Origin of the sequence: Alishewanella sp. WH16-1 (genome assembly GCF_001441695.1) — a bacterium.
GTDB classification, from domain to species: domain Bacteria; phylum Pseudomonadota; class Gammaproteobacteria; order Enterobacterales; family Alteromonadaceae; genus Alishewanella; species Alishewanella agri.
This window is the reverse complement of sequence record NZ_LCWL01000101.1, coordinates 66820-90052: the sequence shown is the minus strand read 5'-3', so window position 1 is coordinate 90052 and position 23233 is coordinate 66820. Positions and strand designations below refer to the sequence as shown.

The following is a 23233-nucleotide window of genomic DNA, read 5'->3' as shown; positions in this document are numbered from 1 at the left end:
TGCCTGATTATACGGCAAAGCCGCGGCCGGCTAAAGCGGCTTCAGTATCGCCAGTAAAATTATCGCCAGTAGCAGCAGTACCGGCAGTTCATTAAAGATGCGATAAAAACGCGCCGAACGCCGGTTGCGGCCATGTTTAAAATCGGCCAACAGCTTAAAGCAGTAGCCATGATAGCCATACAATACGATAACGAGCAGCAGCTTATAGTGCAGCCAGCTGCTTACCGCAAACCAGGCCCGGCCATAGCTGAAGATCAACAGCAAGCCAAATAGCAGCGTCAGGATGGCAAAGGGCGTAACAAAATACAGTAAGCGCCGTTCCATCACTTTAAAGGTCGCGTCGCAGTCCGGGCTTTGGGTTTCGGCATGATAGACAAACAGCCGTGGTAAATAAAAAATGCCGGCAAACCAGGCCACCATAAAAAACACATGCAGGGCTTTGTAAATCAGGATTAGCGTCATATTAAATTATTCTGTTTAATCAGCAGGGCACGCAACTGGTCCCAGCGGATAATGCCAATAGGTTCGGTCGGATCTTGCTGGTAAATATATACCAGCCCTTCACGGCGATCTTCCAGTTCATGCAATACTTCAGCCATGGTTGCCTGATGTGACAAGCCTTTTACTGCAGCATACTGAATACTGCTGTCGCCACTGAGTGATAAGCTGACATCGTATTGGGCAGTATAAAACTGCACGCTGTCACCTTCATGCCGCTTGATCAGTAACTGTTGCGGTGGTTGTAGCTGCGCCAATACCTGGCGCACGCTGTGTTCATCCGGATCGGCCAGCAGCTGATAATCCTGATTTAGCACCGCCAGTACCCCGACTTTTTGTAGCACATCATCCGCTGGCGACAGTTTGTAGGGCAGTTGCATAAAATCGAGCTGGGTCATAAAGATGGATTTATTATTAAAAAACTGCACTGTGGTGACATAGGCCGTAACAATCACCAACATGGCCGGTAACACGATTTGCTGGTTCGCCGCCAGCTCCATTACTGCCACCAGCGCGGCTAAAGGCGCATGCAGGGTGGCCGCCATCAAGCCAGCCATACCCAGCACTGCATAGGTGCCTGAGTTACTGGTATTATCAACCAGCACCGCCGGTACAATCGCCAGGATGGTACCCAATACCACACCCATACCAAAGATCGGACCAATAATGCCGCCGGGAACACCCAGACCGATGGCGAACAGCGTCAGAATCATTTTGCCGGCTAACAACAACAGCAACAAGTGCACTGCCGTTGGGCTATTAATCGCAAACTGGATAGCGCCGGTTTCAGCGCCCATCGCATGAGGAATCAGATAACCCACCGCAGCGGTAACTAAAGCTGCCAGTGCCAGCCGTAACAGCAGTGGCCATTTTTTAAACAGCTCAAGCATCCGCATTAAATTACGGTTAAACAGCCAGGCAAAGGCGCCAATCACCACACCACAAAGCACCAGATAAGGAAAATGCCAGACACTAAGGCTGATAATCTGCAGCGCGGCCAGCTCCTTATCGTGGCCAAACACCAGTTGCGTCGCCATAGCGCCGACGACGGAGGCCAGCATTACCGGAATAAAGACATGAATACGGTATTCACGCAGTACCACTTCCATCACAAAGATCATCGCCGCCAGCGGGGTATTAAAAGACGCCGCTATCGCGGCAGCAATACCGCAACCGGCCAGAATACGTACACTGTTGTAGGGTAACTGCAGATAGCGGCCCACGGTGCTGGCACCATAGGCGCCAAGATGTACCGACGGACCCTCACGGCCAACCGAGAAGCCGCTGGCCAGTGCCAGAATGCCGCCAAAAAACTGATTTAGGGTATTGCGAAACGGCATAATGCCGTAAGCCGTTTTGATACGGTGAATGACGAAAGGAATGCCCAGCCGGTAATGCTTATAGCCGGTCGCCAGCGCGATTAAGCCGATTAGGGCCGCGCCGCCTAATGGTAATAACCAACGGTATTCAGCACTAATGCTGCTAAAGTCATCGCTGTGCTGCAAAAAGAAGCCCTGTAGGCCGATAATCGCCAGCCGGAATAAAATAATCAGCAGTGCCGCAATCAGCCCGCCCAGCATTCCCAGCAGACAGAGTTGTAACGAAGTTTGAGGAATCGCCAGCCGCCGTTGTAAGGCAGGTAGGTGATCTTGCCAGCGCCGCATAACAGAGATTCAGTTTTTGTTATTTATGTCAGAAGTTTAACACAAAATCTAAGCAGAAAACGTCAACACACCCTAAATGAGTTGTCGCGATAGCTAACCGGTCACGATTTGTAGGTCGCGCTTGCGGCGTAGCAGCGTGCAGCAGTGACGCCCCAGAATACTTGAATAAATTAGTCAGGTATTAGATAATCAGCGCTGTTGTAACCCCGGTTGGAGTCATCATGTCTGAAATGCAAATCCCGTTAGAATTCACCGATGCCGCCGCCCGCAAGGTCGCTGCCCTGGTCAGTGAAGAAGAAAATCCGAATCTGAAATTACGGGTTTATATTACCGGTGGTGGTTGTTCCGGTTTTCAGTATGGCTTTACCTTTGATGAAAAAGTCAACGAGGGCGATCTGCTGATTGAGAAGCAGGGCGTAGCCATGGTCGTCGATCCTATGAGCCTGCAGTATCTGATGGGCGGTATTGTCGATTATACCGATGGCTTGCAGGGCAGCCGCTTTATCGTGCAAAACCCAAATGCGACAACCACTTGTGGTTGTGGCTCTTCGTTCTCAGTTTAATGTTTTTGCTGACCAGCCCTGTCAGGGGTTGGTCAGGAACAACAGCAGCCATAAAATCAGCGCCAAAATCAGATTAAAGGCCGCGATATAGATAAAGCCTTTCTTGCCCTGCTGTAGTGGAATGCGGTAGTGCCGCAAAAACAGATACCAGCCCAGACACATCAGTATCGGCAGTAAAAATAGCAATCGTACCATTTCGTCTCCTTCAATCTTGCCGCCGCCAGCACCCAGAGCGTGTTGATGTTTTTTGTCGCACTAAGCTGTACGCTCGTCGCAAGCTATGATATTAATTAAGACACCACTATTTTTGCGGCCGGCATAGTTCGGTCTGGAGTCAGGTGCAGGACGCAGCGGGAACATAATTAAAACAAAGCGTAACACGCTGGGAGAAGAAAAAAAATGAAAGGTACAAAAAGCGTAATTTCGGATGAAAATAAAAAGTTGTGCGCCTGGTTGAAGCAACAGCGCCAACTAAAAAAGCACACCATGCGCAGCTTATCTGAATTATTGGGAACCCCACATTCTTTTATCGGTAAGGTAGAGAATCAGGAACGTCGGCTCGATGTGGTCGAGTTTGTGCGTTACTGCCAGGCGCTGGAAGTCGATCCGGCGGAAGGACTCAGGCAGGTAACCAGTAATTAAGTTAACGCAATCAGGCCGCAGTAATGCGGCCTGATTGCTTTAGAGTAAACTTTAGGATGATGAGTCTGTTGCTGCTTGCTGTTGTTGGCGCTGTTGTAATTTTTTGCCAACGATGAGCAATAAACATAAACCCGGCACCACCATCAGCGCCGTTATCACAAAGAACAGCGCCCAATTGCCGCCCAGGAAATCTACCAGTTCGCCACTAAAGGACGCTAGCGTAGTGCGGCCAAGATTGCCTAGCGACGCCAGTAAAGCGTATTGCGTAGCAGTAAAGGCGCGGCCGGTTAACCAGGTTAAGAACGAAACAAAGGCCACCGTAGAAAAGGCTGCGGTAAAGTTATCCACCAGAATAGCGGCGATAAACAGCTCAGGTTTGGGGCCGGCCAGTGCAATCCAGGCGAACATTAAGTTACTGGCAGCCATCGCAATACCGCCAATAAACAGGCCGCGAATAATGCCAAAGCGGATGTTGATAGCACTGCCGAGTAGGGTAAAAGCAATGGTTGCTACCCAGCCTACCAGTTTCGAATATTCGGCGATTTGCTGATTGCTAAAGCCAATTTCTTTATAAAACTGGATCGACATCCGGCCGAGAAAGGCTTCGCCGACTTTAAATAAAAACACAAAGCTGATAATCAAGATGGCCAGTTGCCAGCCATTGCGCCGGAAAAATTCGGCAAAAGGCTCAAGTACGGTTACAGATAGCCATACCAGGTAGGGTGCAGTTCGTGCCTGTCCCAAGCGGCTCTGATAGCGCGCCGCTGCATCACGTTGTAACTGTTCGCGTTGGCTCTGCGGTTCCCTGCTACAAAGGGTAAACACCATCAACAACCCAATCAGCACCGCCATACCCAGGTAGACTGCTGGCCAACCGAACTGGTCTGCATTAGCAAAGGCCAGATAGCCTGGTAACGAGTAACCGGTCCACCATCCAATCACCCCCATTGCCGCAGCAGGGGCTACCCGCACCGTATCATCGCCAATCAACTCAATGCGGTAAGCATCAATCGCCACGTCCTGCGTTGCAGAGGCGATCGCAATCGCCATAGCGAGCAGCGAGGTAAACAATAAGCTTTGCGCCGGGTTAGTAAAGGCAATTGCCAGTGTTGCAAGCAACATCAGACTTTGCATCAGCAAAATCCAGCTCCGCCTTTGTCCTAACCAGTTTCCCAGCAGCGGTAGCTTCACCCGGTCCAACAAGGGCGCCCACAAAAAATTCAGCGCATAAACCACAAACACTGAACCGAAATACCCAATGGCAGCACGCGATAAGCCGGCATCATTTAACCAGCCGCTCATATTGGAGCCAATTAATACCCAGGGAAAACCGGATGCGCAACCCATAAAAAAGATAAAAAGCAGGCGAATATCGCGATAACTGGCCAGTGCCTGACGCCAGCTCTGTGCCGCGCCTTGTTGTTTTGAGAGCATAGTAAAACCTTGCAGAAGACTGGCACAGAACATAACAGAGGACGGCGCCGCGGCAAAGCCCGCGCGGCAGAAAAGTCGGTACTAGATGGTGCTTTAGATGGCGCCCTAAGGCCTCAGGCCGACACAATCGACAGGACGGCGGCCTTTTCCGGCCAGGTAACCGAGGCAAAGTTGCAAACGACGTTTTAGTTGGCGGTCAGCCCGCAACTGCTGTTCCGGCCAATACTCGAGTTGGTACAGCAAATACCAGAAGACCCGCTCCTGATAGCTGGGCGGCGATTGCGGCCGTTCGCTTAATGCTGCCCATTCTTCCAGCGTATCCCAGATAAAGAGGTGCAGCTCGGCTTCAGGTAACTGGCCCCGCAAAAAGCGCGAGGCGTAAAAGATCAGTTGGCTTGCTTTTTCATCAATAAAGGTTCTTGCCATACTCCGGCTCCGGCCAAAGCCTGTTGCAAGAAGTATAGCGCAGATTATTCTTGTGGCAGCAAAATCACCATTTTCAGGATAATCGGCTCCTTGGGAACATCTGGCCAGCCGAGTTTTTCCGACACTTCGGTTTCAACTTGCTGAATCTGTTCCAGCACTTCCATACCGGACACCACCTGGCCAAATACTGCGTAGCCCCAGCGACTACCCGGATCTAAGCTGACATTATCATTCAGATTAAAATAGAACTGGCTATCCGCGCTGTGTGGATCGGTCAGCCGCGCCATCGCGATAGTGCCGAGCTGGTTTTTTAAGCCATTACCCGATTCATTAAACACCGGTTTCAGGGTTTCGATGGCTTTAAAATCCGGCGTATAACCACCGCCTTGCAAGACAAACTCCGGGATCAGACGGTGAAAAACCGTATTGTTGTAAGCGTTCTTCTTCACATAGCTCAGAAAGTTGTTCACCGTGAGCGGCGCCCGGCTGCGATCCAATTCAACAATAATCTCACCGTGTGAGGTGATGAACTTTACTTTCGGGAATAAATTATCTGGTTGCAGAAACTGCCCGGCATGGCCGAGCGGACTCAGTAGCAGTATTAGTAGCGCGAATAGCCGCATTATTTTTCTCCGTTAGTTCAGCGCTGATTTCCAGGCCGGATCCTGCAGTAGCTGATTGAGTACTTGTTCGGTCAGCACCCGTAACTCGCGCTCGACCGCCGCGAGATCAACCTTTAGCGGCGCGGTATAGTTACTGTCACCGGCATAAGATTTGGTAAAGGTACCATTATCACTCTGAATAAATACCGTCATCGCCACCTGATTGGTAACCTGATGATCCAGCGGGCGTTGCATGACGTTGGCCTGTAACTGATTAATCTGAATTTTCATTTGCACCGACTGCTGGGAATTCAAGGTTGCCCCTTTTTCCTGCAACGCTTTGGCAACAGTGGCTTCCAGCTGCGCCCGTACATCGTTAGTGGTACGGTAATGCTGTTCATTACTGCCTTGTCTTATCGTTAGTGTTTGTGGTCTTGGCCGCAAATCAACCAGCGCGAAATCAAAAGCTGCACCTTGCAGCTCCGCCGTTTGTGGCCAGAAAATTTGTGGCGCTACAATAAAAGAGGGTACCTGGGTGGCACAGCCAGCCAGCAGTATTGCCAGCGTTAGCCATAAATAGCGCATAGTTAACTCCTTTTGGTCGATTCTAAAATAATAAATTTCGGGTTAGCCGCCAGCTGCCGGCAATTACCAAAGCATTTTGCCAGTTGTTGGCGGTAAGGCAAATGACGATTAGCCACGATTCTGATTTTGCCACCGGGTTTTAAGACCCGTTTGGCGTCGTAAAACATCTGGCTGGCAATATGAGTGGTGACCGCCGCCTGTTGATGGAATGGCGGATTACACAACACCCAGTCGGCACTGGCATCAGCTTGGCGACTCAGGCAATCATCTACCACAAATTGGCACTGTGCCAGTGCGTCCGGAAAATTTTCTGCCACACTGAGCCGGGCTGACGCCACTGCCATATAAGACTCGTCTGTTAGCAGCAGTTGGCAAGCCGTTTGCTGCGCCAGTATTTGCAAGCTAAGCATGCCATTACCACAACCAAGATCGATAATGTGTTGCCCGGCGCTAACCTTGGGTAAGTGCTGTAGAAAGAATCGGGCGCCAATATCAGGTTTATCGCGGGCAAACACATTGGCATGATTAACCAGCGTAAAGCCGGTCTCCGGCAAAGGCCAGCGCGTTGGATAAGGCAGTAATGGCCGCAGCAGTCCGGGTTGCCACTGGCTATCGATATAACGGCACTTGCGAAGTGTAAGCGAGGCTGTGGTAGGCCCAATATACTGACTAAAGATCGCCAACAAGTTGCGATGAATATCTTTGGCTTTAGCGGCAACTAGCAGTAGGGTATCGGCAGTCATCACCTTGCTTAACGCGGCGAGTTGCCACGCCAGATAACTGTGATTAGCCGGTAGTTTTAGTAACACCAAATCGGGGGCTGCGGGCAAGCTATCCAGACTGGTCAACTCGGTAGTGCCGGCCAGCGTTAAGCCGTTTTGTTGCCGGTTATGCCGGCACGCTTGCTGGGCGATATAGGAGTCTTGTACCAGAAACTGCTGGCTGTTACCCAGCGCACAGGACAGGGCGCCGAAGCTATCGTTCAAAATTAAAATACGTGGCGTGTTACCTGCTGTGGTTAGCTGTTGCAGTGCCGGCAAGGCGCGTTCTACTAACAGTTCATCTGCCGCATCCCAGGCTTGTAGGCTGTGATTCGGTTGCTGCAGTGGCCAGCGGGCCAGTTGCAACTCTAGGTCAGCACAGGTAAACAGAGTATTCATAACAACTTATTCAGGATAGAGAGGGCGCTATTTTGACACGGGCTACCCCCAGCGACAACCGCAATCAGAATTGCCGGCATTTTAGTTTACCTGATGCAGAGCTATTTTATTGGCCGGCCTATTTAACGGCGCCGGCAGCTGATCTGCTGCAGCAACAATTAAGCCGCGAACTGCATTGGCAAACCGCCAGTATCCGCATTTATGGCCGGGAGGTGGCGATCCCTAGACGGCAGGTCTGGATGGGTGAACCGCATTGCCGCTACCGGTACTCGGGCACTGACTTTTTGCCAGAGCCCTGGCATCCGCGGCTCAGAGAGCTGGCGTCACAAATCAGCCAGGCGTTGCAACACCCCTTTAATTGTGTGTTACTAAATCAGTATGCGGATGGCCAGGATCATATGGGTTGGCATGCGGATGATGAACCAGAACTGGGCTTAGCACCACAGATCGCTTCGCTTAGTCTGGGACAGAGCCGGCGTTTTGATTTAAAGCACCGCCAGCTGGAATGTCAGTTACAACTGCTGCTACAGCACGGCAGTTTGCTGTTAATGGCGGGCACCTGTCAGCAGTATTGGCAACATCGCTTACCAAAGCAGGCACAAGCTAAGGCGGAGCGGATCAACCTGACGTTTCGGTATATTGCACCAAAATAATTATTTTTATAATGCTGCTATCAGCTTAGCAGCAATAGTCCCGAAATTGGTTAGTGCTGTTAGGACAAAGCGGGTCGCTTTGACTAGAATAAGATTCAGGACGCCAACAGGAGCTGGACAAGATGTTAATCCATACTGCAATAGAGCAAAAATTACTGGATGCTTTTAACCCCATTCATCTGGACGTAGTCAATGAGAGCGCCAATCATAATGTGCCGCCGGGGTCGGAGTCGCATTTTAAGGTGGTGATTGTGACCCCGCAGTTTGAGGGGATGCGCTTGTTACAACGCCACCGTGCGGTTAATGCTATAGTGGCTGAAGAACTGGCGGAAAAAATTCATGCATTGGCGCTACATACCTACACCCCTTCAGAATGGTATGAATACTATGCCGAAAAGCCGCCGGCTTCACCAAAATGCTTTGGCGGCAGTAAAGCCGAAAAAGCATCCTGAGCACGATTTTTGCTGATCCGACCTGTTTTTAGCGGTAAAGTTTTACACTAGTGCTCTTTCAGTGCATAGAGCACTCGCACTTTTTATAAAGACAACAACAGGATTGGCTATGGTTATTCAACCAAAGATTCGTGGTTTTATCTGTACTAATGCACACCCGGTCGGCTGTGCTGAGCATGTGAAAGAGCAAATTGCTTATGTTAAGCAACTGGGCCCGGTGGCCGGTGGTCCGAAGAATGTGTTGGTGATAGGTGCCTCTACCGGTTATGGCCTGGCATCACGCATCACCGCGGCCTTTGGCTCAGGTGCTGCCACTCTGGGTATTTTCTTTGAAAAAGAACCGACCGAAAGCAAAACCGGCTCTGCCGGCTGGTACAACACTGCCGCCTTTGAAGCCGCTGCCGATGCGGCAGGTTTATGGAATAAGCACCTAAATGGTGATGCCTTTACCGATGAACTCAAAGCCAAAGCCATTGATTTGATCCGCAGTGAAATGGGCAAAATTGATCTGGTGGTTTACAGCCTGGCAGCGCCGCGGCGTAAAGATCCGGTGACTGGCGAAGTATACAGTTCAGTACTCAAACCTATTGGCCAGGCTTACACGGCGAAGAATCTGAATACGTCTAAGCGTGAAATTGAAGAAGTGTCGGTTGAGCCAGCCAATGATGACGAAATCTTTAACACCGTAAAAGTGATGGGCGGGGAAGATTGGGAGCGTTGGTTGGATCAGCTGAATGCCGCTGGTGTGTTAGCGGATAACTGTCAGACCGTAGCTTATACCTATATCGGCAAAGAATTAACCTGGCCAATCTATGGTAAGGCGACGATCGGTAAGGCCAAAGAAGATCTCGATCGTGCCGCAGCGGCTATTACCGCTAAGCTCAGTGCGCTGCATGGCAAAGCCTATGTTGCCTCACTAAAAGCGCTGGTGACCCAGGCCAGTTCAGCGATTCCAATTATGCCATTGTATATTTCACTGCTGTACCGGGTGATGAAAGCGGAAGGTACTCATGAAGGCTGTATCGAGCAAATCAATGGTTTGTTCCGTCAGGGCTTATACGCTGCAGCCCCGCAACTGGACGATGCCGGCCGTTTGCGGATGGATGGCAAAGAGCTAAGCGACCATGTGCAAAAGGCAGTGAAAGACCTATGGGATCAGGTTACGACCGATACCATCGATAGTCTGACCGATTATGCCGGTTATCATAATGAGTTTTTACGCTTGTTTGGCTTTGGCTACCAGCATGTGGACTACGATGCGGATGTGTCGCCGCTGAGTCCATTACAGCATCTGGTCAATTAGTCGTATTGACAAAGCCACAAAAACCGCCTGAGGGCGGTTTTTCTCTAACTACCGACAGGTGGTAATTGGCACAGAATTTTTGGTAATACCATGGATAGAAGATGGTATTAGTGCTAAAATTCGCGACTTTAATACGTGTATCTGGTTAACTTTTGTACAGTTGCAGGTGGTGCGAAAGGCTAACCGGGTGTGCTGCGCTGGCGCAGCTGAAAAACTAGGCCCTGTTTCTTCCCAAAATAGTAGTGCAAGTACGTATGATAAAACTCAAAAAAGGCTTGGACATTCCCCTTGCAGGCAGTCCTAAACAAGAGATCACTACGGGCAATGCCATCACTACTGTCGCCGTACTCGGCGAAGAGTATGTAGGTATGCGTCCGACCATGGCGGTCGAAGTGGGTGACAGCGTGAAAAAAGGTCAGGTGCTTTTCGAAGATAAGAAAAACCCTGGCGTGAAATTCACCGCCCCGGCAGCTGGAACGGTGAAGGAAATCAATCGTGGCGCTAAACGGGTATTGCAATCGGTAGTGATTGCAGTGTCAGGCGATGCGGCTGAAACCTTCAACAAGTATCCGGCTGAGCAGCTGGCCACCTTGAGTGCAGAACAGGTAAAACAAAACCTGATCGATTCAGGGTTATGGGTTGCTTTCCGTACCCGTCCGTTTTCCCAATCTCCGGCCATTGACAGTACGCCACGTGCTATCTTCGTCAATGCAATGGACACCAATCCGTTGGCTGCCGATCCTGCAGTGGTGATCAACGCTGATGCCGAAGCCTTTAAACAGGGCTTAACCGTCATCTCCCGTTTAACCGAGGGTAAAACCTATCTGACCAAGAAAGCCGGTAGCACTATCCCTAGTGTAACTCAGGCAACGGTTGCTGAATTTGATGGTCCGCATCCGGCTGGTCTGGTTGGTACCCATATCCATTTCCTTGATGCCGTCAGTGCCAAGAAAGTCGTGTGGCATATTGGCTATCAGGACGTGATCGCTATTGGTAAATTATTTACCACTGGCGAGCTGAACAGTGAACGTGTTGTCGCGCTGGCCGGTCCTGTAGTGAAAAATCCACGTTTGGTAAAAACCGTACTGGGTGCGTCGACCGCTGAACTGACAGCCGGTGAACTTGCCGATGGCCAAAATCGTATTATCTCTGGCTCAGTGCTGGCCGGTACCACAGCGCATGGTGTGCACGGTTATTTAGGGCGCTTCCATACTCAGGTTTCAGTGTTGGCTGAAGGCTTTGAAAAGCACTTCCTGGGCTGGATTGCACCTGGTGCTGAAAAGCACTCGGTAACCCGCGCTTATTTGGGCCACTTAAGTCCGAAAAAGCTGTTTAACCTGACGACCACCACTAACGGTTCGTCACGCGCCATGGTACCAATCGGTAACTACGAGCGGGTGATGCCGCTGGATATCCTGCCTACGCTGTTACTGCGTAACCTGATTGCCGGCGACACTGACGAGGCAGCAACTTTAGGTTGTCTGGAATTGGACGAGGAAGATTTGGCACTGTGTACCTATGTGTGCCCAGGCAAATATGACTACGGTACCATTCTGCGCAACTGCTTGACGACCATCCAGAAGGAAGGCTAATCATGAGCTTAAAGCATTTTTTAGAGCGCATTGAGCCGCAATTTGAAAAAGGCGGCAAATACGAAAAGTGGTACGCTTTATATGAAGCTGTGGCCACTGTTCTCTACACGCCTGGTTATGTAACCAAAAACGGCACCCATGTGCGCGACAGTATCGACCTGAAGCGGATTATGATTTTCGTTTGGTTAGCCTTGTTCCCGGCGTTATTCTTCGGGATGTATAACATTGGCCATCAGGCGGCATTAGCACTGGCGCAGGGTTTCGGCACTCCGGATACCTGGCAGGTTGCCATTTTCTCAGCCTTAGGTGGTGAGCTGACTGCAGACTCCGGTTGGGGCAGCAAGATGTTCTACGGCGCCGTTTGGTTCTTACCTATTTACGCCGTGACCTTTATTGTTGGTGGTTTCTGGGAAGTCTTATTTGCCTCAGTGCGTAAGCATGAAGTAAACGAAGGTTTCTTTGTAAGCTCTATCCTGTTTGCCTTGATTCTACCAGCGACTATTCCACTGTGGCAGGTTGCTCTGGGTATCACCTTCGGTGTGGTTGTTGCCAAAGAAGTCTTTGGGGGCACTGGCCGTAACTTCCTGAACCCGGCACTGGCTGGTCGTGCTTTCCTGTTCTTCGCTTACCCGGCGCAAATTTCCGGTGATGCCGTTTGGACCGTTGCTGATGGTTATTCAGGCGCGACCTGGCTGAGTAAAGCCGCTTCAGGTGACTTGGATTATGCCGCTAATACTCAGCTGTGGTGGGATGCGTTCCTGGGCTTTATTCCGGGTTCAGTTGGTGAAACCTCAGTGTTAGCGCTGTTAATCGGTGGTCTGGCGCTGATTTACTTCCGCATTGCCTCCTGGCGCATTGTTTTGGGTGTCATGGTGGGTATGATCCTAACCAGCTACCTGTTCAATGCTATCGGTTCGAACACTAACCCACTGTTTGCTATGCCTTGGCACTGGCATCTGGTGCTGGGTGGTTTTGCCATCGGTATGTTCTTTATGGCGACTGACCCGGTATCGGCGTCTTTTACCAATCAGGGCAAGTGGGCCTACGGTATTCTGATCGGCTTTATGGTAGTGATGATCCGTGTGGTGAACCCGGCTTATCCAGAGGGCATGATGTTAGCGATTCTGTTTGCTAACCTGTTCGCACCTTTATTCGATTTCTTCGTGGCGCAAGCCAATATCAAGCGGAGGCTGGCACGTAATGTCTAGTAATAACGACAGCATCAGCAAAACGCTGATCGTAGTAATTTCTTTATGTCTGGTCTGTGCCATAGTGGTATCTACTGCAGCGGTACAATTACGGCCAACCCAGCAGGCTAACAAAAAGTTAGACTCACAAGTCAACATTTTGCGCAGTGTCGGTTTGGTTGAAGGCAGTGCCCCGGCCGCCCGGATTGCTGAGCTTTTCAACACCCATGTTGAAACCCGCTTGGTAAACCTGAGCACCGGTGAGATCGATGCCAGCTGTGACCGCGCGTGTGCGGAAGCTTTTGACTACCGTAAATCGCTGAAAGAAGGTAAGTCTCTGGCCCAGGCTGATGACGTAGCCTCTATCCGTCGCATCTCTGAGTATGCGCCGGTGTACCTGACTTATGACGAAAACCGCAACCTGAAAGCCTTGGTATTGCCAGTGCACGGTTATGGCTTATGGTCGACGATGCATGCCTTCCTGGCGCTGGAAACGGACGGTAATACTATTATCGGCTTGAACTACTATGAGCAGGGCGAAACGCCGGGCTTAGGTGGTGAAATTGAGAATCCACGTTGGAAAGGCCAGTTTGTTGGTAAAAAGCTGACTAACGATGCCGGTGAGCTGGCGTTAACTATCCTGAAACCGGGTAATGCCGATCCTGACTCAGCACACCAGGTGGATGGCTTATCAGGCGCTACGCTGACAGCTAATGGTGTGCAGAATACCTTTACTTTCTGGATTGGCGAGAATGGCTTTGGTCCATTCCTGGCAAAAGTGCGTCAAGGAGCGTTAAGCAATGGCTAATGCAAAAGAAATTAAAACCGTACTGTTTGGACCGGTCTTTGCCAACAACCCTATTGCTTTACAAGTACTGGGGATCTGTTCGGCTCTGGCGGTAACGACTCAGATGTCAACTGCTTTGGTAATGTGCCTGGCATTGACTCTGGTAACAGCTTTCTCCAGCTTCTTTATCTCGTGTATTCGTAACCATATTCCGTCCAGTGTGCGGATTATCGTGCAGATGACCATTATCGCTTCACTGGTAATCGTGGTTGACCAATTCCTGAAAGCCTATGCTTATGATTTATCGAAGCAGCTGTCAGTATTCGTTGGTCTGATTATTACCAACTGTATCGTAATGGGCCGCGCCGAGGCGTACGCGATGAAAAGCTCGCCAGGCATGAGTTTCCTGGACGGTATTGGTAATGGTTTAGGTTATAGCGTGGTGTTGTTGCTGGTTGCCTTTATCCGTGAACTCTTTGGCTCTGGTTCAGTATTCGGTGTGCAGATTATGCCGCTGATCAGTGAGGGTGGTTGGTATCAGCCAATGGGTATTCTGTTAATGCCACCAAGTGCCTTTATTATTATCGCTTGCTTGATCTGGTTGTTGCGTACTTATCGCCCAGAACAAGTTGAGAAGAAGGTCTAAGGGGGAATACATGGAACATTATATTAGCCTGTTTGTCCGTGCCGTATTTATCGAAAACCTGGCGCTGGCGTTCTTCCTTGGTATGTGTACCTTCCTGGCGGTATCGCAAAAGATCAAAACTGCCTTTGGTTTAGGTGTTGCCGTTGTCGTGGTACTGGGTATTTCAGTACCGGTTAATAACCTGGTGTATGCTAATTTGTTAGCGCCGGGTGCTCTTGCCTGGGCCGGTTTTCCGGATGCCGATTTAAGCTTTCTTGGCTTTCTGACCTATATCGGTGTTATTGCAGCCTTAGTACAAATTCTTGAAATGCTTCTGGATAAGTACTTCCCGGCGCTTTACAACGCTCTGGGTATCTTCCTGCCACTGATCACAGTTAACTGTGCCATTTTCGGTGCGGTAGCCTTTATGGTTGAGCGTGACTACAACTTCGGTGAAAGTGTCGTGTTTGGCTTAGGTAGTGGTGTAGGTTGGGCTTTAGCCATCACAGTACTGGCTGCAGTGCGTGAAAAGCTGAAATACGCCGATATCCCGGACGGTTTACGTGGCTTAGGCTCGACCTTCCTGGTAGTAGGTTTAATGGGATTAGGCTTTATGTCTTTCTCCGGCGTTCAACTGTAAGCAGTAGAGGAATAACACCATGCAAGAGATTTATCTTGGCGTTGGCATGTTCACTGTCGTGGTACTGGCGCTGGTATTTATTATTCTGGCAGCCAAGTCGAAGCTGGTTGCCAGCGGTGACATTACCATCAGTGTAAACGGTGATCCAAGCAAAGCCATTCAAACCAAAGCCGGCGGTAAACTGTTAAATGTGTTAGCCGACAACGGTATCTTCCTGTCATCAGCCTGTGGTGGCGGTGGTTCTTGTGGTCAGTGCCGGGTGCACGTACACGCAGGTGGCGGTGAAATTCTGCCGACTGAGCTGGGTCACATCACTAAGGGTGAAGCCCGTGAAGGTTGCCGTTTATCCTGTCAGGTTAACGTAAAATCTGATATGGAAATCGAAGTAGAACCGGAGATTTTCGGCATCAAGAAATGGGACTGTACTGTTATCTCTAACGATAACAAAGCAACCTTTATCAAAGAGCTGAAGTTACAGATCCCGGATGGCGAGTCAGTACCATTCCGTGCCGGTGGTTATATCCAGATCGAAGCACCAGCTCACCATGTTAAGTACAAGGATTTCGATATCCCTGAACAATACCGTGGCGACTGGGAACGCTTTAAGTTCTTTACGCTGGAGTCCAAAGTTGATGAGCCGACCATTCGTGCGTACTCAATGGCGAACTACCCGGAAGAAGAAGGCATCATCATGCTGAACGTGCGGATCGCAACACCGCCGCCAAATAACCTGTCATTACCTTGCGGTAAGATGTCGTCCTTTATCTGGTCATTAAAGGCCGGTGACAAGGTGACGATTTCAGGTCCATTTGGTGAGTTCTTCGCCAAGGATACCGATGCCGAGATGGTATTTATCGGTGGTGGTGCCGGTATGGCGCCAATGCGTTCACATATTTTCGACCAGTTACGCCGCTTAAAATCCAAGCGTAAGATCAGCTTCTGGTACGGTGCCCGTTCGAAGCGAGAAATGTTCTATGTTGAAGATTTCGATATGCTGGCAGCAGAGAATGAAAACTTTGTCTGGCACACGGCGTTATCAGATCCGCAGCCAGAGGACAACTGGACAGGTTATACCGGTTTTATTCATAACGTGATTTATGAAAACTACCTGAAAAACCATAAAGCACCGGAAGACTGTGAATTCTACATGTGTGGTCCGCCAATGATGAATAAGGCGGTAATCAACATGTTGAAAGACTTAGGTGTAGAAGACGACAACATTCTGTTAGACGACTTCGGTGGTTAATCAACCGCGAACACGGTAAAATAGGGGCGACTTAGTCGCCCCTTTTGTTTTTTAGGAGTAGTAAATATGTGGTCTGTTTGTCGTCTGTTACCGCTGTTGTTGCTGTTGCTCGTTGTCGGCTGCCAACCGGCGCAGCAAGCAACAGAATATCAGTTACAAGGCAAGACCATGGGTACCTACTATGTGGTGAAATTCTACAGTGAACTGCAACCGGATTTGACCGCGCTGCAGCAAGAGCTGGATACTGAGCTGGAATTGATTAACGATCTGATGTCGACTTACCGGCCGGAATCAGAGCTGATGCGCTTTAACCGGCAGCAAACCACGGAGCCGGTGACGCTCACGCCACAAACGGCGACAGTGATTGCTGAAGCGATCCGGATTGGCCAGCAAAGCGGTGGCATTCTAGATGTCACGGTTGGCCCTTTAGTTGAATTATGGGGCTTTGGTGCCCGGGGCCGGATTACTCATGCTCCTGACGACGCACAACAGGAGGCGGTCCGCGCCTATGTTGGTATTGATAAAATCGTCCTTGACGGTCTGGCATTACGGAAACTGGAACCACGGGTTGCCATAGATTTATCCACTATTGCCAAGGGCTATGGTGTCAATCGACTCGCTGAAATTCTATTAGCGCACGGTTATCAGAGCTTTATGGTCGATATCGGCGGTGATATGCGGGTTGGTGCGGCTAAACCAAGCGGACTTTGGAAGATCGCTGTCGAAAAACCGGTTAGCACCGAGCGTAGCGTGCAACGCATTTTAGCGTTAGAAAATATGGCATTAGCAACCTCCGGCGATTATCGCAACTATTTTGAGGAAGACGGGGTACGCTATTCGCATTTAATTGACCCGCGTACCGGTGAACCCATCCAACACAAAACGGTGTCCAGTACCGTGTTACATCCGGACGCCATGACGGCTGATGGCTATGCCACTACCTTAAATGTGTTACCGGCAGACGAAGCTCTGGCCTTTGCTAACCAACATCAACTGGCGGTACTACTGATTGTAAAAACTGACCAGGGCTTTGAAGAGCGCTACTCTGAAGCCTTTATACCCTTTTTAAATTAATCCTGAGGTTGGATATGACAATTTTTCTGCTGACATTTGGCTTGTTCCTGCTGGTAGTTGTAGCCATGGCTGCTGGCTACCTGCTACAGCGCAAAACCCTGGCCGGAAGCTGCGGTGGTTTGGGTGAACTGGGTATCGATAAAGCCTGTGATTGTGACAAACCGTGCGAAAAGCGGCAAAAACGGCTGGAAAAAGAAAAATTCTGGCAAGATAACAAGATTATCTAACGACTCCTTCTTTTGCTGCGGGCCAAAGTTGCTGGCCCGCTGGATAGGTTATGCTCAATCAGTTCTTTAAGTTATCAGCCCGTCAGACTACAGTTCGCAAGGAATTGCTGGCCGGGCTTACTACCTTTATGGCCATGTCCTATGTGCTGTTTGTTAATCCGAGCTTATTAGCGCAGGCAGGCATGGATCATGGCGCGGTCTTTGTCGCGACTTGCCTGGCGGCCGCTTTGGGCTGTCTGCTGATGGGCGCCCTGGCAAACCTGCCGATCGCGCTGGCACCGGGAATGGGACTCAACGCGTTCTTCACTTACGTTATTGTGCTGGAGCAAGGCTATAGCTGGCAAACGGCGCTGGCGGCAGTGTTTTTCTCCGGCTGTCTGTTTTTATTACTGAGCATTTTTAAAATCCGCGAATGGATTATCAATAGCATTCCGTTACCACTGAAGCTGGGTATCGCTGCCGGCATTGGTATGTTTCTGGCGCTGATTGCACTGAAAACCGCCAATATCATTGTTGCCAGCCCGGCAACGCTGGTTACCCTCGGCGATCTGCACAGTCCACAGGTGCTGTTAGCGATCGTCGGCTTTTTTCTGATTTTTGCACTGGCACATCGTGGTTGGCACAGTGCGGTGCTGGTCAGTATTCTGCTGGTGACACTGGCAGCCTGGTGGTTAGGTGACAGTCAATTTAGCGGTATCGTCGCCATGCCGCCGTCACTGGCGCCAACCTTTATGCAATTGGATTTTGCGTCCGCTTTCACCTTGAGTATTCTCCCGGTGGTACTGACGCTGCTATTCCTGGATTTATTCGATACCTCCGGTACCTTGGTCGCGGTGACGCAAAAAGCAGGTTTACTGCAGCCGGATGGTAAGGTGCCGGATTTAAGTAAGGCACTGATTGCAGACAGCAGTGCCAGTATGGTGGGGGCTTTGCTGGGCACGTCAACCACCACCAGTTATGTCGAGAGCACCAGTGGCGTCGCCGCCGGTGGTCGCACTGGTTTAACTGCCATAGTGACAGGTCTGCTATTTTTGCTGGCGCTGTGGTTTTCGCCACTGGCAGCAATGGTGCCGGGCTATGCCACCGCCGGTGCTTTACTCTATGTCGCGACGCTAATGTTAACCAGCTTGCAGCATGTCGAGTGGGATGATGTGTTGCAAGCGGTGCCGGTGGCTGTGGTGTTGATTATGATGCCGCTGACTTTTTCCATCGCCGACGGTATTGGCATGGGCTTTATCAGTTACGCTCTGCTCTGCGTATTAACTGGCAAAGTAGAGCGGACAACGCTCAGCGTCTGGGTTCTGGCACTGATTTTTCTGGCGAAATTTATTTTTGCCTGACTTGTGGTCCTTAGCGATGCTGGTTATGCTGTAAAGGGACACAATAAAACACAGGACAGGCAAACGCCAGATGAAACTCAGGGCAACACTGCTGGTATATATGTTACCGATGTTGGTGTTGCCGGTTGCAGCCTTCGGCTATCTGGCGTATCACTACAGTACAGTGTTGCAACAGCAACAGCTCTATCATCAGGTAGCGTTGAAGCTGCAACAGCAGCAACAGCAATTAAATGAATTTCTGAATTTTCATCAAACCCGCCTGTCAGTCCTTGCTGCCTCCCGTACCCTTAGCGAATATTTACAGCAACCCGACGCGGCACATCAGGCCGAAGCTGCAGCGATTTTTAGTAAATTTCAGCAGCAGGATCCGAATATCCGCTCAATTCGTTTATTACGTTTGAATGGCGATGAGGAAATCAGCGTGCCGACCGCGGCACCCGTATCGGCATTGCCGGATCGGTTTCGCAATGAGTATTTCTCTACCTTACAAGGCATGATTGAGGATTACAGCGTCTTTATCGCTCCGGACGGTGAGCAGCGTCAGCTGCAGTTATTTTTTAGCCGCAAATTATACTCTGGCGAGGTGAACCGGCAGCTGTGGGGCTATTTGTTGATCGTGACTGAACCACAGCCCTTTGTGTCAGTCGTGATGTCACCGGTAACACCGAATAGCGTCAGCCTGATTATTAACCGTACCGCAACCATTGCTTATGCGGCTAATCAGAGCCTGATTGGCAGTGCTTTTACCCCGAGTCATTATCGAATTATTCAGCAAACCATGGAACATACCGGGCTTACTCCTGCGTTGTTACTCGGCCAATCCAAGTTATTACTGGGGCGTAATTTAAGTGGTCCTTACCAGCTACTGTATGGGATTGATGCCGAAGAGCTATATAGCCAGCAGCCGAACTGGCCATTGCTTATTATGTTACTCACCTTGACTATCCTGGTGCTCGGGCCTTTAGCTATGTACCAGTTGTTAGTGCGGCAGGTGTTACAGCCGGTGAAACAGCTGACAGATGCCAAATCCGCGGTTGGGCGGGGCGATTTGTCGGTAGTGTTGGAGCCGCGCAAGCAAGATGAATTAGGTGATATGTTTGCCGCTTTCAATGTGATGGTACGGCAACTGCGCGTTTACCGGGACCGGGAGCAGGCCTATAAACAGCAATTGGAAGAGAAAGTGCTACACCGTACGCAGGCACTGGCCCGCGCCAATGATGATCTGGCAGCGGCAAACCAGGAGTTAATTGTTGCCCGTGAAGTCGCTGAACAAGCCAACCGCTTAAAAAGTGTATTTTTGGCGAATATGAGCCATGAGATCCGGACACCCCTGACCGCAGTTATCGGTTTTAGTCAGCAAGCGATACAAGAGCCGGAAGAGTCAAAACGTGGTGATTATTTACAGCGGGTGCTAAAAAGCAGCGAGCACTTACTGCAACTGATTAACGACATTCTGGATTTATCGAAGATTGAAGCGGACAAGCTGGAATTACAGCCTGAACATTTTGATTATCTGGCGATGTTAGATGAAATTTATCAGCAAACCCGTGAGCAAGCCAGCAAGAGAGGAATAGACTGCCAGTTGGTGCTGCAATTCCCGTTACCCGCCGAGTTGTTTCAGGACAGCCTGCGGGTGCGCCAGGTATTAATTAACCTGACCAGTAATGCGTTAAAGTTTACCCGCAAGGGAAAGATCGTGCTGGCCGTCAGTTATCAGCCGTTGCGAGCACAGGTGTCGGTCAAAATTAAAGATACCGGTATTGGCATGACCGCTGAAGAAGTTAACCGCCTGTTCCAGCCTTTTATGCAGGCTGATGCCACGGTAACCCGACATTTTGGTGGTACCGGCCTTGGCCTTTGCATTTCGAAAAAACTGATGGAGCAAATGGACGGCGATATTCGGGTGGAGAGTGTAAAAGGTATCGGCAGCAGTTTTGAATTGTTATTCCCGGTAGCACCGAATCCCAGATTAGTCGAACATTTTAATTCGCAGCCGCTACCGGCGGTCAAATCAGCTGCTGTTGCACCGCTACGGCTAAGAGTGCTGGTCGCAGAGGACAATCCTGATAATCAACTGTTGATAGAGTTGATGTTACAACAGGCTGCAGTCAGTTATGTTATCGTCAGCAACGGTCATCAGGCGGTAGAGCGGGTGTTAAGCGAGGCCTTTGATTTGATCCTGATGGATATGCAAATGCCGGTCATGGGCGGCGAGGAGGCGACCAGGCTGATTCGTCATGCTGGTATCAGCACGCCCATTATCGCCGTGACTGCTAATGTGATGACTGAGGATGCGGACCGCTACCGTCAGGCTGGCTGCCAGGCAGTATTAGCTAAACCAGTGGCGCAGGCTGAGTTTCTGGCACTGCTGCAGCGTTATGGTCAGCCCACAGCCGCTGCGGTAAAAGCCAGCTCTTTTAGTCAGCAACTGGCAAAGGATCCGGCGATGCAGCAATTACTGCAACAGTTCCGCAGCCGTTTACCGGCGTTGCTGACAGAGTTAGAACAACTGACCGCAGCGAAGAATTGGCCGGCACTGAGTTTTGCTGCCCATAGCTTAAAAGGCAGTGCCGGCAGTATGGGGTATCCTGAACTAACGGAACTGGCTGGCCGCTTAGAACGCGCTGCATCCGATCCTATAGTGCAGCATATACAGGCCCTACTGGAACAAATGCGCGCTGTTCTGGCGCGGGAAGCGGCAGAGGTCACTGAGAAGCAGGAGTCACCATGAGTGCACAGCAGGCGTTGTTAACGATACTGGAACAGAAAATCCGTGATGACAGCCTGGTGCTGCCAACGTTACCGGAAATCGCGCTAAAGGTGCGACAAAGTGCTGAGGATCCGAAAATCAGCCTGGCGAAAATGGCGGATGTGATTGCGCAGGATCCGGCTTTGGCGGCGCGTTTAATGAAGGTAGCAAACAGTGCTTTCCTCGGCCGCGCGATCAAAAGTAACAGTCTGTTACAAGCAGTAACCCGGATTGGTTTGAGTCAAATTAAGCATGTCGCAACGGCCTTGGCACTGGAGCAATTGTTTGTTTCAAAATATCCGGTGGTGCAACAGCAATTGGATAAACTGTGGCGTGAAAATATCCAGGTCGCCGCCATTGCTACCGCTTGTCTGAAGTTGTATCAGGCGGAACATCCGGCAGCGCAATTTAATGCTGATCTGATGACACTCTGTGGTTTGGTGCATAACATTGGGGCGCTGGCCGTGATCGCTGAAGCCGAGCGGCATCCGGAGGTGTTTGGTCACCCGGTTTTCTTACATAATATCACTGAAAAAATTGCGCCTTTCGTCAGTGTTAAAGTGTTGCAAGCCTGGGGTTTTGGTCCGGAGTTTCAGCTAGCCGCAAAAAACTGGCGTCTGTGCCAGGGAGGGCAGCCACCGGATTATACTGACTTTATCCGGCTGGCTGCGATTGCCCGCGGTTATTATAAATCCGCAGAGGCGGAGATGCAGTTGTTGCAATATTACTTGCAACAACAGTTGATTACGGTGCCTCAATTTAGTAAACAGCCGCAATTTGCCGAGCTGTACCAGGATATTCGCGGGCTCTTTACCTGAGCCATACAGCTGTCCGTTATTCGGTACTTTGCGCCATAACCTGTTGGCTAATCGCCAGTAACGCCTGATTCAGGCTGTCGGCCATCAGTAACAGGTCAGCGTCCAGGCGGGCGGCTAAATCGTCCCAGCCCAGTTCGTCATTTTGTTCCAGCAACAGTTCAGAATACTGCAGCTGTTTAATGCCGCCATCATCGGTCACGGTAAGACGGAAACCATCCGGCTGTTGCAGGCTAATGCGGGTAACCAGTTTATCTTCCAGATGGGTTTGCACCTCATCTGCACTGAGTAAGTGGTTACTAAAACGGACCTTAGCGCCTTCCTCGTCCGGAGCCTTCAATTCCACTTCAGTACCAGGTTGAAAGGTACCGGGTAGCTGCTGATGTTGCAACCAAAGCTGCAGGTGTTGATTAAGTTTATGATTGTCCAGCCAAGGTAGTGCGGGCAGGGAGCCCAGAGCTTTGCGCAATAATGCCAGCACGTCCTCTGCTTTACTGGCACTGCCGGTATTGATTACCAGCCATTGCTGCTCAGCATCGTAATAACCGTGGGTCAGGGTTGAACGACTGAAGGCGCGGGGTAATAAGCTCTGAATCAAATCGTCTTTTAAGGCTTGTTTTTCTTTCCGGCTTAAGGCGCGGCCGGCTTCTTGTTCTGCCGCTTCAAGTTTCGGCGCTAATTCTTCGTTAATCACTGCCGCCGGTAACACCTTTTCCTGGCGTTTTATCGCGAAGAACCAACGGTGCTGCTGCAGATGGCAATATTGTTTGATACTCGGGTGCAGCGGGAAGCTAAAGCCGCTTCGCAACGCTTCTTGTCCGGTACAGGGGCTGAATTTATATTCGGCAAGGGCTTGTTCGATGACCGCCTGGTCCATCGTTAACGGGGCGCTCAGACGATAAACCCGGATGTTTTTAAACCACATAACACACTACTTCCAGTTGAGGCAAAGTCCGGAGTATACCTTGC

Annotated in this window: 25 protein-coding genes; 16 read left to right on the top strand and 9 right to left on the bottom strand. The window is 50.4% G+C overall.

What is annotated here, in order from left to right:
• Window positions 1–30 precede the first annotated feature (30 nt).
• Window positions 31–462, bottom strand: coding sequence for a protoporphyrinogen oxidase HemJ (gene hemJ, locus AAY72_RS10415; RefSeq protein WP_008984422.1), 432 nt, complete (start codon window positions 460–462; stop codon window positions 31–33).
• Window positions 459–2162, bottom strand: a complete 1704-nt coding sequence (locus AAY72_RS10410) for a chloride channel protein (RefSeq protein ID WP_057787342.1) — start codon at window positions 2160–2162, stop codon at window positions 459–461. Before AAY72_RS10410 ends, hemJ begins: the two co-directional genes overlap by 4 nt.
• Window positions 2163–2383: 221 nt before the next feature.
• On the opposite strand from AAY72_RS10410, the gene erpA reads away from it, so the two are divergent.
• Window positions 2384–2725: an iron-sulfur cluster insertion protein ErpA gene (gene erpA, locus AAY72_RS10405; RefSeq protein ID WP_008984420.1), complete on the top strand. Its 342-nt coding sequence runs from the start codon at window positions 2384–2386 to the stop codon at window positions 2723–2725.
• 21 nt (window positions 2726–2746) lie between these two features.
• Here erpA and AAY72_RS16850 read toward each other — a convergent pair whose 3' ends face one another.
• Window positions 2747–2920, bottom strand: coding sequence for a hypothetical protein (locus AAY72_RS16850; protein ID WP_008984419.1), 174 nt, complete (start codon window positions 2918–2920; stop codon window positions 2747–2749).
• Between the two features lie 204 nt (window positions 2921–3124).
• Between AAY72_RS16850 and AAY72_RS10400 the strand changes: the two genes are divergently transcribed.
• The gene (locus AAY72_RS10400) at window positions 3125–3367 is read left to right on the top strand and encodes a helix-turn-helix domain-containing protein (RefSeq protein ID WP_008607175.1); all 243 of its coding nucleotides are present in this window, start codon (window positions 3125–3127) and stop codon (window positions 3365–3367) included.
• 51 nt (window positions 3368–3418) lie between these two features.
• Here AAY72_RS10400 and AAY72_RS10395 read toward each other — a convergent pair whose 3' ends face one another.
• The 5 genes from AAY72_RS10395 to AAY72_RS10375 all read right to left on the bottom strand — a co-directional run bounded on the left by AAY72_RS10395 (window position 3419) and on the right by AAY72_RS10375 (window position 7574).
• A complete protein-coding gene (locus tag AAY72_RS10395; RefSeq protein ID WP_057787414.1) occupies window positions 3419–4801 on the bottom strand; it encodes an MFS transporter in 1383 nt (460 codons plus the stop codon).
• Window positions 4802–4906: 105 nt separating this feature from the next.
• Window positions 4907–5227, bottom strand: a complete 321-nt coding sequence (locus tag AAY72_RS10390) for a hypothetical protein (RefSeq protein WP_057787340.1) — start codon at window positions 5225–5227, stop codon at window positions 4907–4909.
• A gap of 44 nt (window positions 5228–5271) precedes the next feature.
• Window positions 5272–5850: a peptidylprolyl isomerase gene (locus AAY72_RS10385; RefSeq protein ID WP_008984416.1), complete on the bottom strand. Its 579-nt coding sequence runs from the start codon at window positions 5848–5850 to the stop codon at window positions 5272–5274.
• A gap of 12 nt (window positions 5851–5862) precedes the next feature.
• Complete coding sequence (locus AAY72_RS10380) at window positions 5863–6414, bottom strand: YajG family lipoprotein (RefSeq protein WP_008984415.1); 552 nt, start codon at window positions 6412–6414, stop codon at window positions 5863–5865.
• Between the two features lie 2 nt (window positions 6415–6416).
• Window positions 6417–7574, bottom strand: a complete 1158-nt coding sequence (locus tag AAY72_RS10375; RefSeq protein ID WP_057787338.1) for a methyltransferase — start codon at window positions 7572–7574, stop codon at window positions 6417–6419.
• 32 nt (window positions 7575–7606) lie between these two features.
• Here AAY72_RS10375 and AAY72_RS10370 point away from each other — a divergent pair, with 32 nt between their 5' ends.
• From AAY72_RS10370 to AAY72_RS10305, 14 genes are all read left to right on the top strand, one after another.
• The gene (locus AAY72_RS10370; RefSeq protein WP_008984413.1) at window positions 7607–8227 is read left to right on the top strand and encodes an alpha-ketoglutarate-dependent dioxygenase AlkB; all 621 of its coding nucleotides are present in this window, start codon (window positions 7607–7609) and stop codon (window positions 8225–8227) included.
• 122 nt (window positions 8228–8349) lie between these two features.
• On the top strand, window positions 8350–8679 hold the full coding sequence (locus AAY72_RS10365) for a BolA family transcriptional regulator (protein WP_008984412.1): 330 nt from the start codon (window positions 8350–8352) through the stop codon (window positions 8677–8679).
• Window positions 8680–8788: 109 nt separating this feature from the next.
• Window positions 8789–9982: an enoyl-ACP reductase FabV gene (gene fabV, locus AAY72_RS10360; protein ID WP_057787336.1), complete on the top strand. Its 1194-nt coding sequence runs from the start codon at window positions 8789–8791 to the stop codon at window positions 9980–9982.
• Window positions 9983–10236: 254 nt separating this feature from the next.
• Complete coding sequence (locus AAY72_RS10355; RefSeq protein WP_057787334.1) at window positions 10237–11574, top strand: Na(+)-translocating NADH-quinone reductase subunit A; 1338 nt, start codon at window positions 10237–10239, stop codon at window positions 11572–11574.
• 2 nt (window positions 11575–11576) lie between these two features.
• A complete protein-coding gene (locus AAY72_RS10350) occupies window positions 11577–12782 on the top strand; it encodes an NADH:ubiquinone reductase (Na(+)-transporting) subunit B (protein WP_057787332.1) in 1206 nt (401 codons plus the stop codon).
• Window positions 12775–13569 carry a Na(+)-translocating NADH-quinone reductase subunit C gene (locus AAY72_RS10345; protein ID WP_008984408.1) on the top strand — a complete coding sequence of 265 codons (795 nt, stop codon included), beginning with the start codon at window positions 12775–12777 and terminating at the stop codon, window positions 13567–13569. The genes AAY72_RS10350 and AAY72_RS10345 overlap by 8 nt, the downstream gene beginning before the upstream one ends.
• A complete protein-coding gene (locus AAY72_RS10340) occupies window positions 13562–14194 on the top strand; it encodes an NADH:ubiquinone reductase (Na(+)-transporting) subunit D (protein ID WP_057787330.1) in 633 nt (210 codons plus the stop codon). Before AAY72_RS10345 ends, AAY72_RS10340 begins: the two co-directional genes overlap by 8 nt.
• Before the next feature lie 10 nt (window positions 14195–14204).
• The gene (gene nqrE / locus AAY72_RS10335) at window positions 14205–14813 is read left to right on the top strand and encodes an NADH:ubiquinone reductase (Na(+)-transporting) subunit E (protein WP_057787328.1); all 609 of its coding nucleotides are present in this window, start codon (window positions 14205–14207) and stop codon (window positions 14811–14813) included.
• Window positions 14814–14832: 19 nt separating this feature from the next.
• A complete protein-coding gene (nqrF, locus tag AAY72_RS10330; protein ID WP_057787326.1) occupies window positions 14833–16059 on the top strand; it encodes an NADH:ubiquinone reductase (Na(+)-transporting) subunit F in 1227 nt (408 codons plus the stop codon).
• Between the two features lie 66 nt (window positions 16060–16125).
• On the top strand, window positions 16126–17133 hold the full coding sequence (locus tag AAY72_RS10325; RefSeq protein WP_057787324.1) for an FAD:protein FMN transferase: 1008 nt from the start codon (window positions 16126–16128) through the stop codon (window positions 17131–17133).
• A 14-nt stretch (window positions 17134–17147) separates the two neighbouring features.
• Window positions 17148–17360: a (Na+)-NQR maturation NqrM gene (gene nqrM, locus AAY72_RS10320; protein ID WP_008984404.1), complete on the top strand. Its 213-nt coding sequence runs from the start codon at window positions 17148–17150 to the stop codon at window positions 17358–17360.
• Window positions 17361–17410: 50 nt separating this feature from the next.
• Entirely contained in the window at window positions 17411–18700 is a 1290-nt protein-coding gene (locus AAY72_RS10315) for an NCS2 family permease (protein WP_057787322.1), read from the top strand.
• Between the two features lie 70 nt (window positions 18701–18770).
• Window positions 18771–21431, top strand: coding sequence for a hybrid sensor histidine kinase/response regulator (locus tag AAY72_RS10310; protein ID WP_057787320.1), 2661 nt, complete (start codon window positions 18771–18773; stop codon window positions 21429–21431).
• Window positions 21428–22267, top strand: a complete 840-nt coding sequence (locus AAY72_RS10305; RefSeq protein WP_008984401.1) for an HDOD domain-containing protein — start codon at window positions 21428–21430, stop codon at window positions 22265–22267. The genes AAY72_RS10310 and AAY72_RS10305 overlap by 4 nt, the downstream gene beginning before the upstream one ends.
• 16 nt (window positions 22268–22283) lie before the next feature.
• Here AAY72_RS10305 and AAY72_RS10300 read toward each other — a convergent pair whose 3' ends face one another.
• The gene (locus AAY72_RS10300; protein WP_057787318.1) at window positions 22284–23189 is read right to left on the bottom strand and encodes a recombination-associated protein RdgC; all 906 of its coding nucleotides are present in this window, start codon (window positions 23187–23189) and stop codon (window positions 22284–22286) included.
• Window positions 23190–23233 lie beyond the last annotated feature (44 nt).

Coding starts and splice junctions, on each gene's coding strand:
- hemJ (WP_008984422.1), bottom strand. CDS start 462: ATGACGCTAATCCTGATTTACAAAGCCCTGCATGTGTTTTTTATGGTG.
- AAY72_RS10410 (WP_057787342.1), bottom strand. CDS start 2,162: ATGCGGCGCTGGCAAGATCACCTACCTGCCTTACAACGGCGGCTGGCG.
- erpA (WP_008984420.1), top strand. CDS start 2,384: ATGTCTGAAATGCAAATCCCGTTAGAATTCACCGATGCCGCCGCCCGC.
- AAY72_RS16850 (WP_008984419.1), bottom strand. CDS start 2,920: ATGGTACGATTGCTATTTTTACTGCCGATACTGATGTGTCTGGGCTGG.
- AAY72_RS10400 (WP_008607175.1), top strand. CDS start 3,125: ATGAAAGGTACAAAAAGCGTAATTTCGGATGAAAATAAAAAGTTGTGC.
- AAY72_RS10395 (WP_057787414.1), bottom strand. CDS start 4,801: ATGCTCTCAAAACAACAAGGCGCGGCACAGAGCTGGCGTCAGGCACTG.
- AAY72_RS10390 (WP_057787340.1), bottom strand. CDS start 5,227: ATGGCAAGAACCTTTATTGATGAAAAAGCAAGCCAACTGATCTTTTAC.
- AAY72_RS10385 (WP_008984416.1), bottom strand. CDS start 5,850: ATGCGGCTATTCGCGCTACTAATACTGCTACTGAGTCCGCTCGGCCAT.
- AAY72_RS10380 (WP_008984415.1), bottom strand. CDS start 6,414: ATGCGCTATTTATGGCTAACGCTGGCAATACTGCTGGCTGGCTGTGCC.
- AAY72_RS10375 (WP_057787338.1), bottom strand. CDS start 7,574: ATGAATACTCTGTTTACCTGTGCTGACCTAGAGTTGCAACTGGCCCGC.
- AAY72_RS10365 (WP_008984412.1), top strand. CDS start 8,350: ATGTTAATCCATACTGCAATAGAGCAAAAATTACTGGATGCTTTTAAC.
- fabV (WP_057787336.1), top strand. CDS start 8,789: ATGGTTATTCAACCAAAGATTCGTGGTTTTATCTGTACTAATGCACAC.
- AAY72_RS10355 (WP_057787334.1), top strand. CDS start 10,237: ATGATAAAACTCAAAAAAGGCTTGGACATTCCCCTTGCAGGCAGTCCT.
- AAY72_RS10350 (WP_057787332.1), top strand. CDS start 11,577: ATGAGCTTAAAGCATTTTTTAGAGCGCATTGAGCCGCAATTTGAAAAA.
- AAY72_RS10345 (WP_008984408.1), top strand. CDS start 12,775: ATGTCTAGTAATAACGACAGCATCAGCAAAACGCTGATCGTAGTAATT.
- AAY72_RS10340 (WP_057787330.1), top strand. CDS start 13,562: ATGGCTAATGCAAAAGAAATTAAAACCGTACTGTTTGGACCGGTCTTT.
- nqrE (WP_057787328.1), top strand. CDS start 14,205: ATGGAACATTATATTAGCCTGTTTGTCCGTGCCGTATTTATCGAAAAC.
- nqrF (WP_057787326.1), top strand. CDS start 14,833: ATGCAAGAGATTTATCTTGGCGTTGGCATGTTCACTGTCGTGGTACTG.
- AAY72_RS10325 (WP_057787324.1), top strand. CDS start 16,126: ATGTGGTCTGTTTGTCGTCTGTTACCGCTGTTGTTGCTGTTGCTCGTT.
- nqrM (WP_008984404.1), top strand. CDS start 17,148: ATGACAATTTTTCTGCTGACATTTGGCTTGTTCCTGCTGGTAGTTGTA.
- AAY72_RS10315 (WP_057787322.1), top strand. CDS start 17,411: ATGCTCAATCAGTTCTTTAAGTTATCAGCCCGTCAGACTACAGTTCGC.
- AAY72_RS10310 (WP_057787320.1), top strand. CDS start 18,771: ATGAAACTCAGGGCAACACTGCTGGTATATATGTTACCGATGTTGGTG.
- AAY72_RS10305 (WP_008984401.1), top strand. CDS start 21,428: ATGAGTGCACAGCAGGCGTTGTTAACGATACTGGAACAGAAAATCCGT.
- AAY72_RS10300 (WP_057787318.1), bottom strand. CDS start 23,189: ATGTGGTTTAAAAACATCCGGGTTTATCGTCTGAGCGCCCCGTTAACG.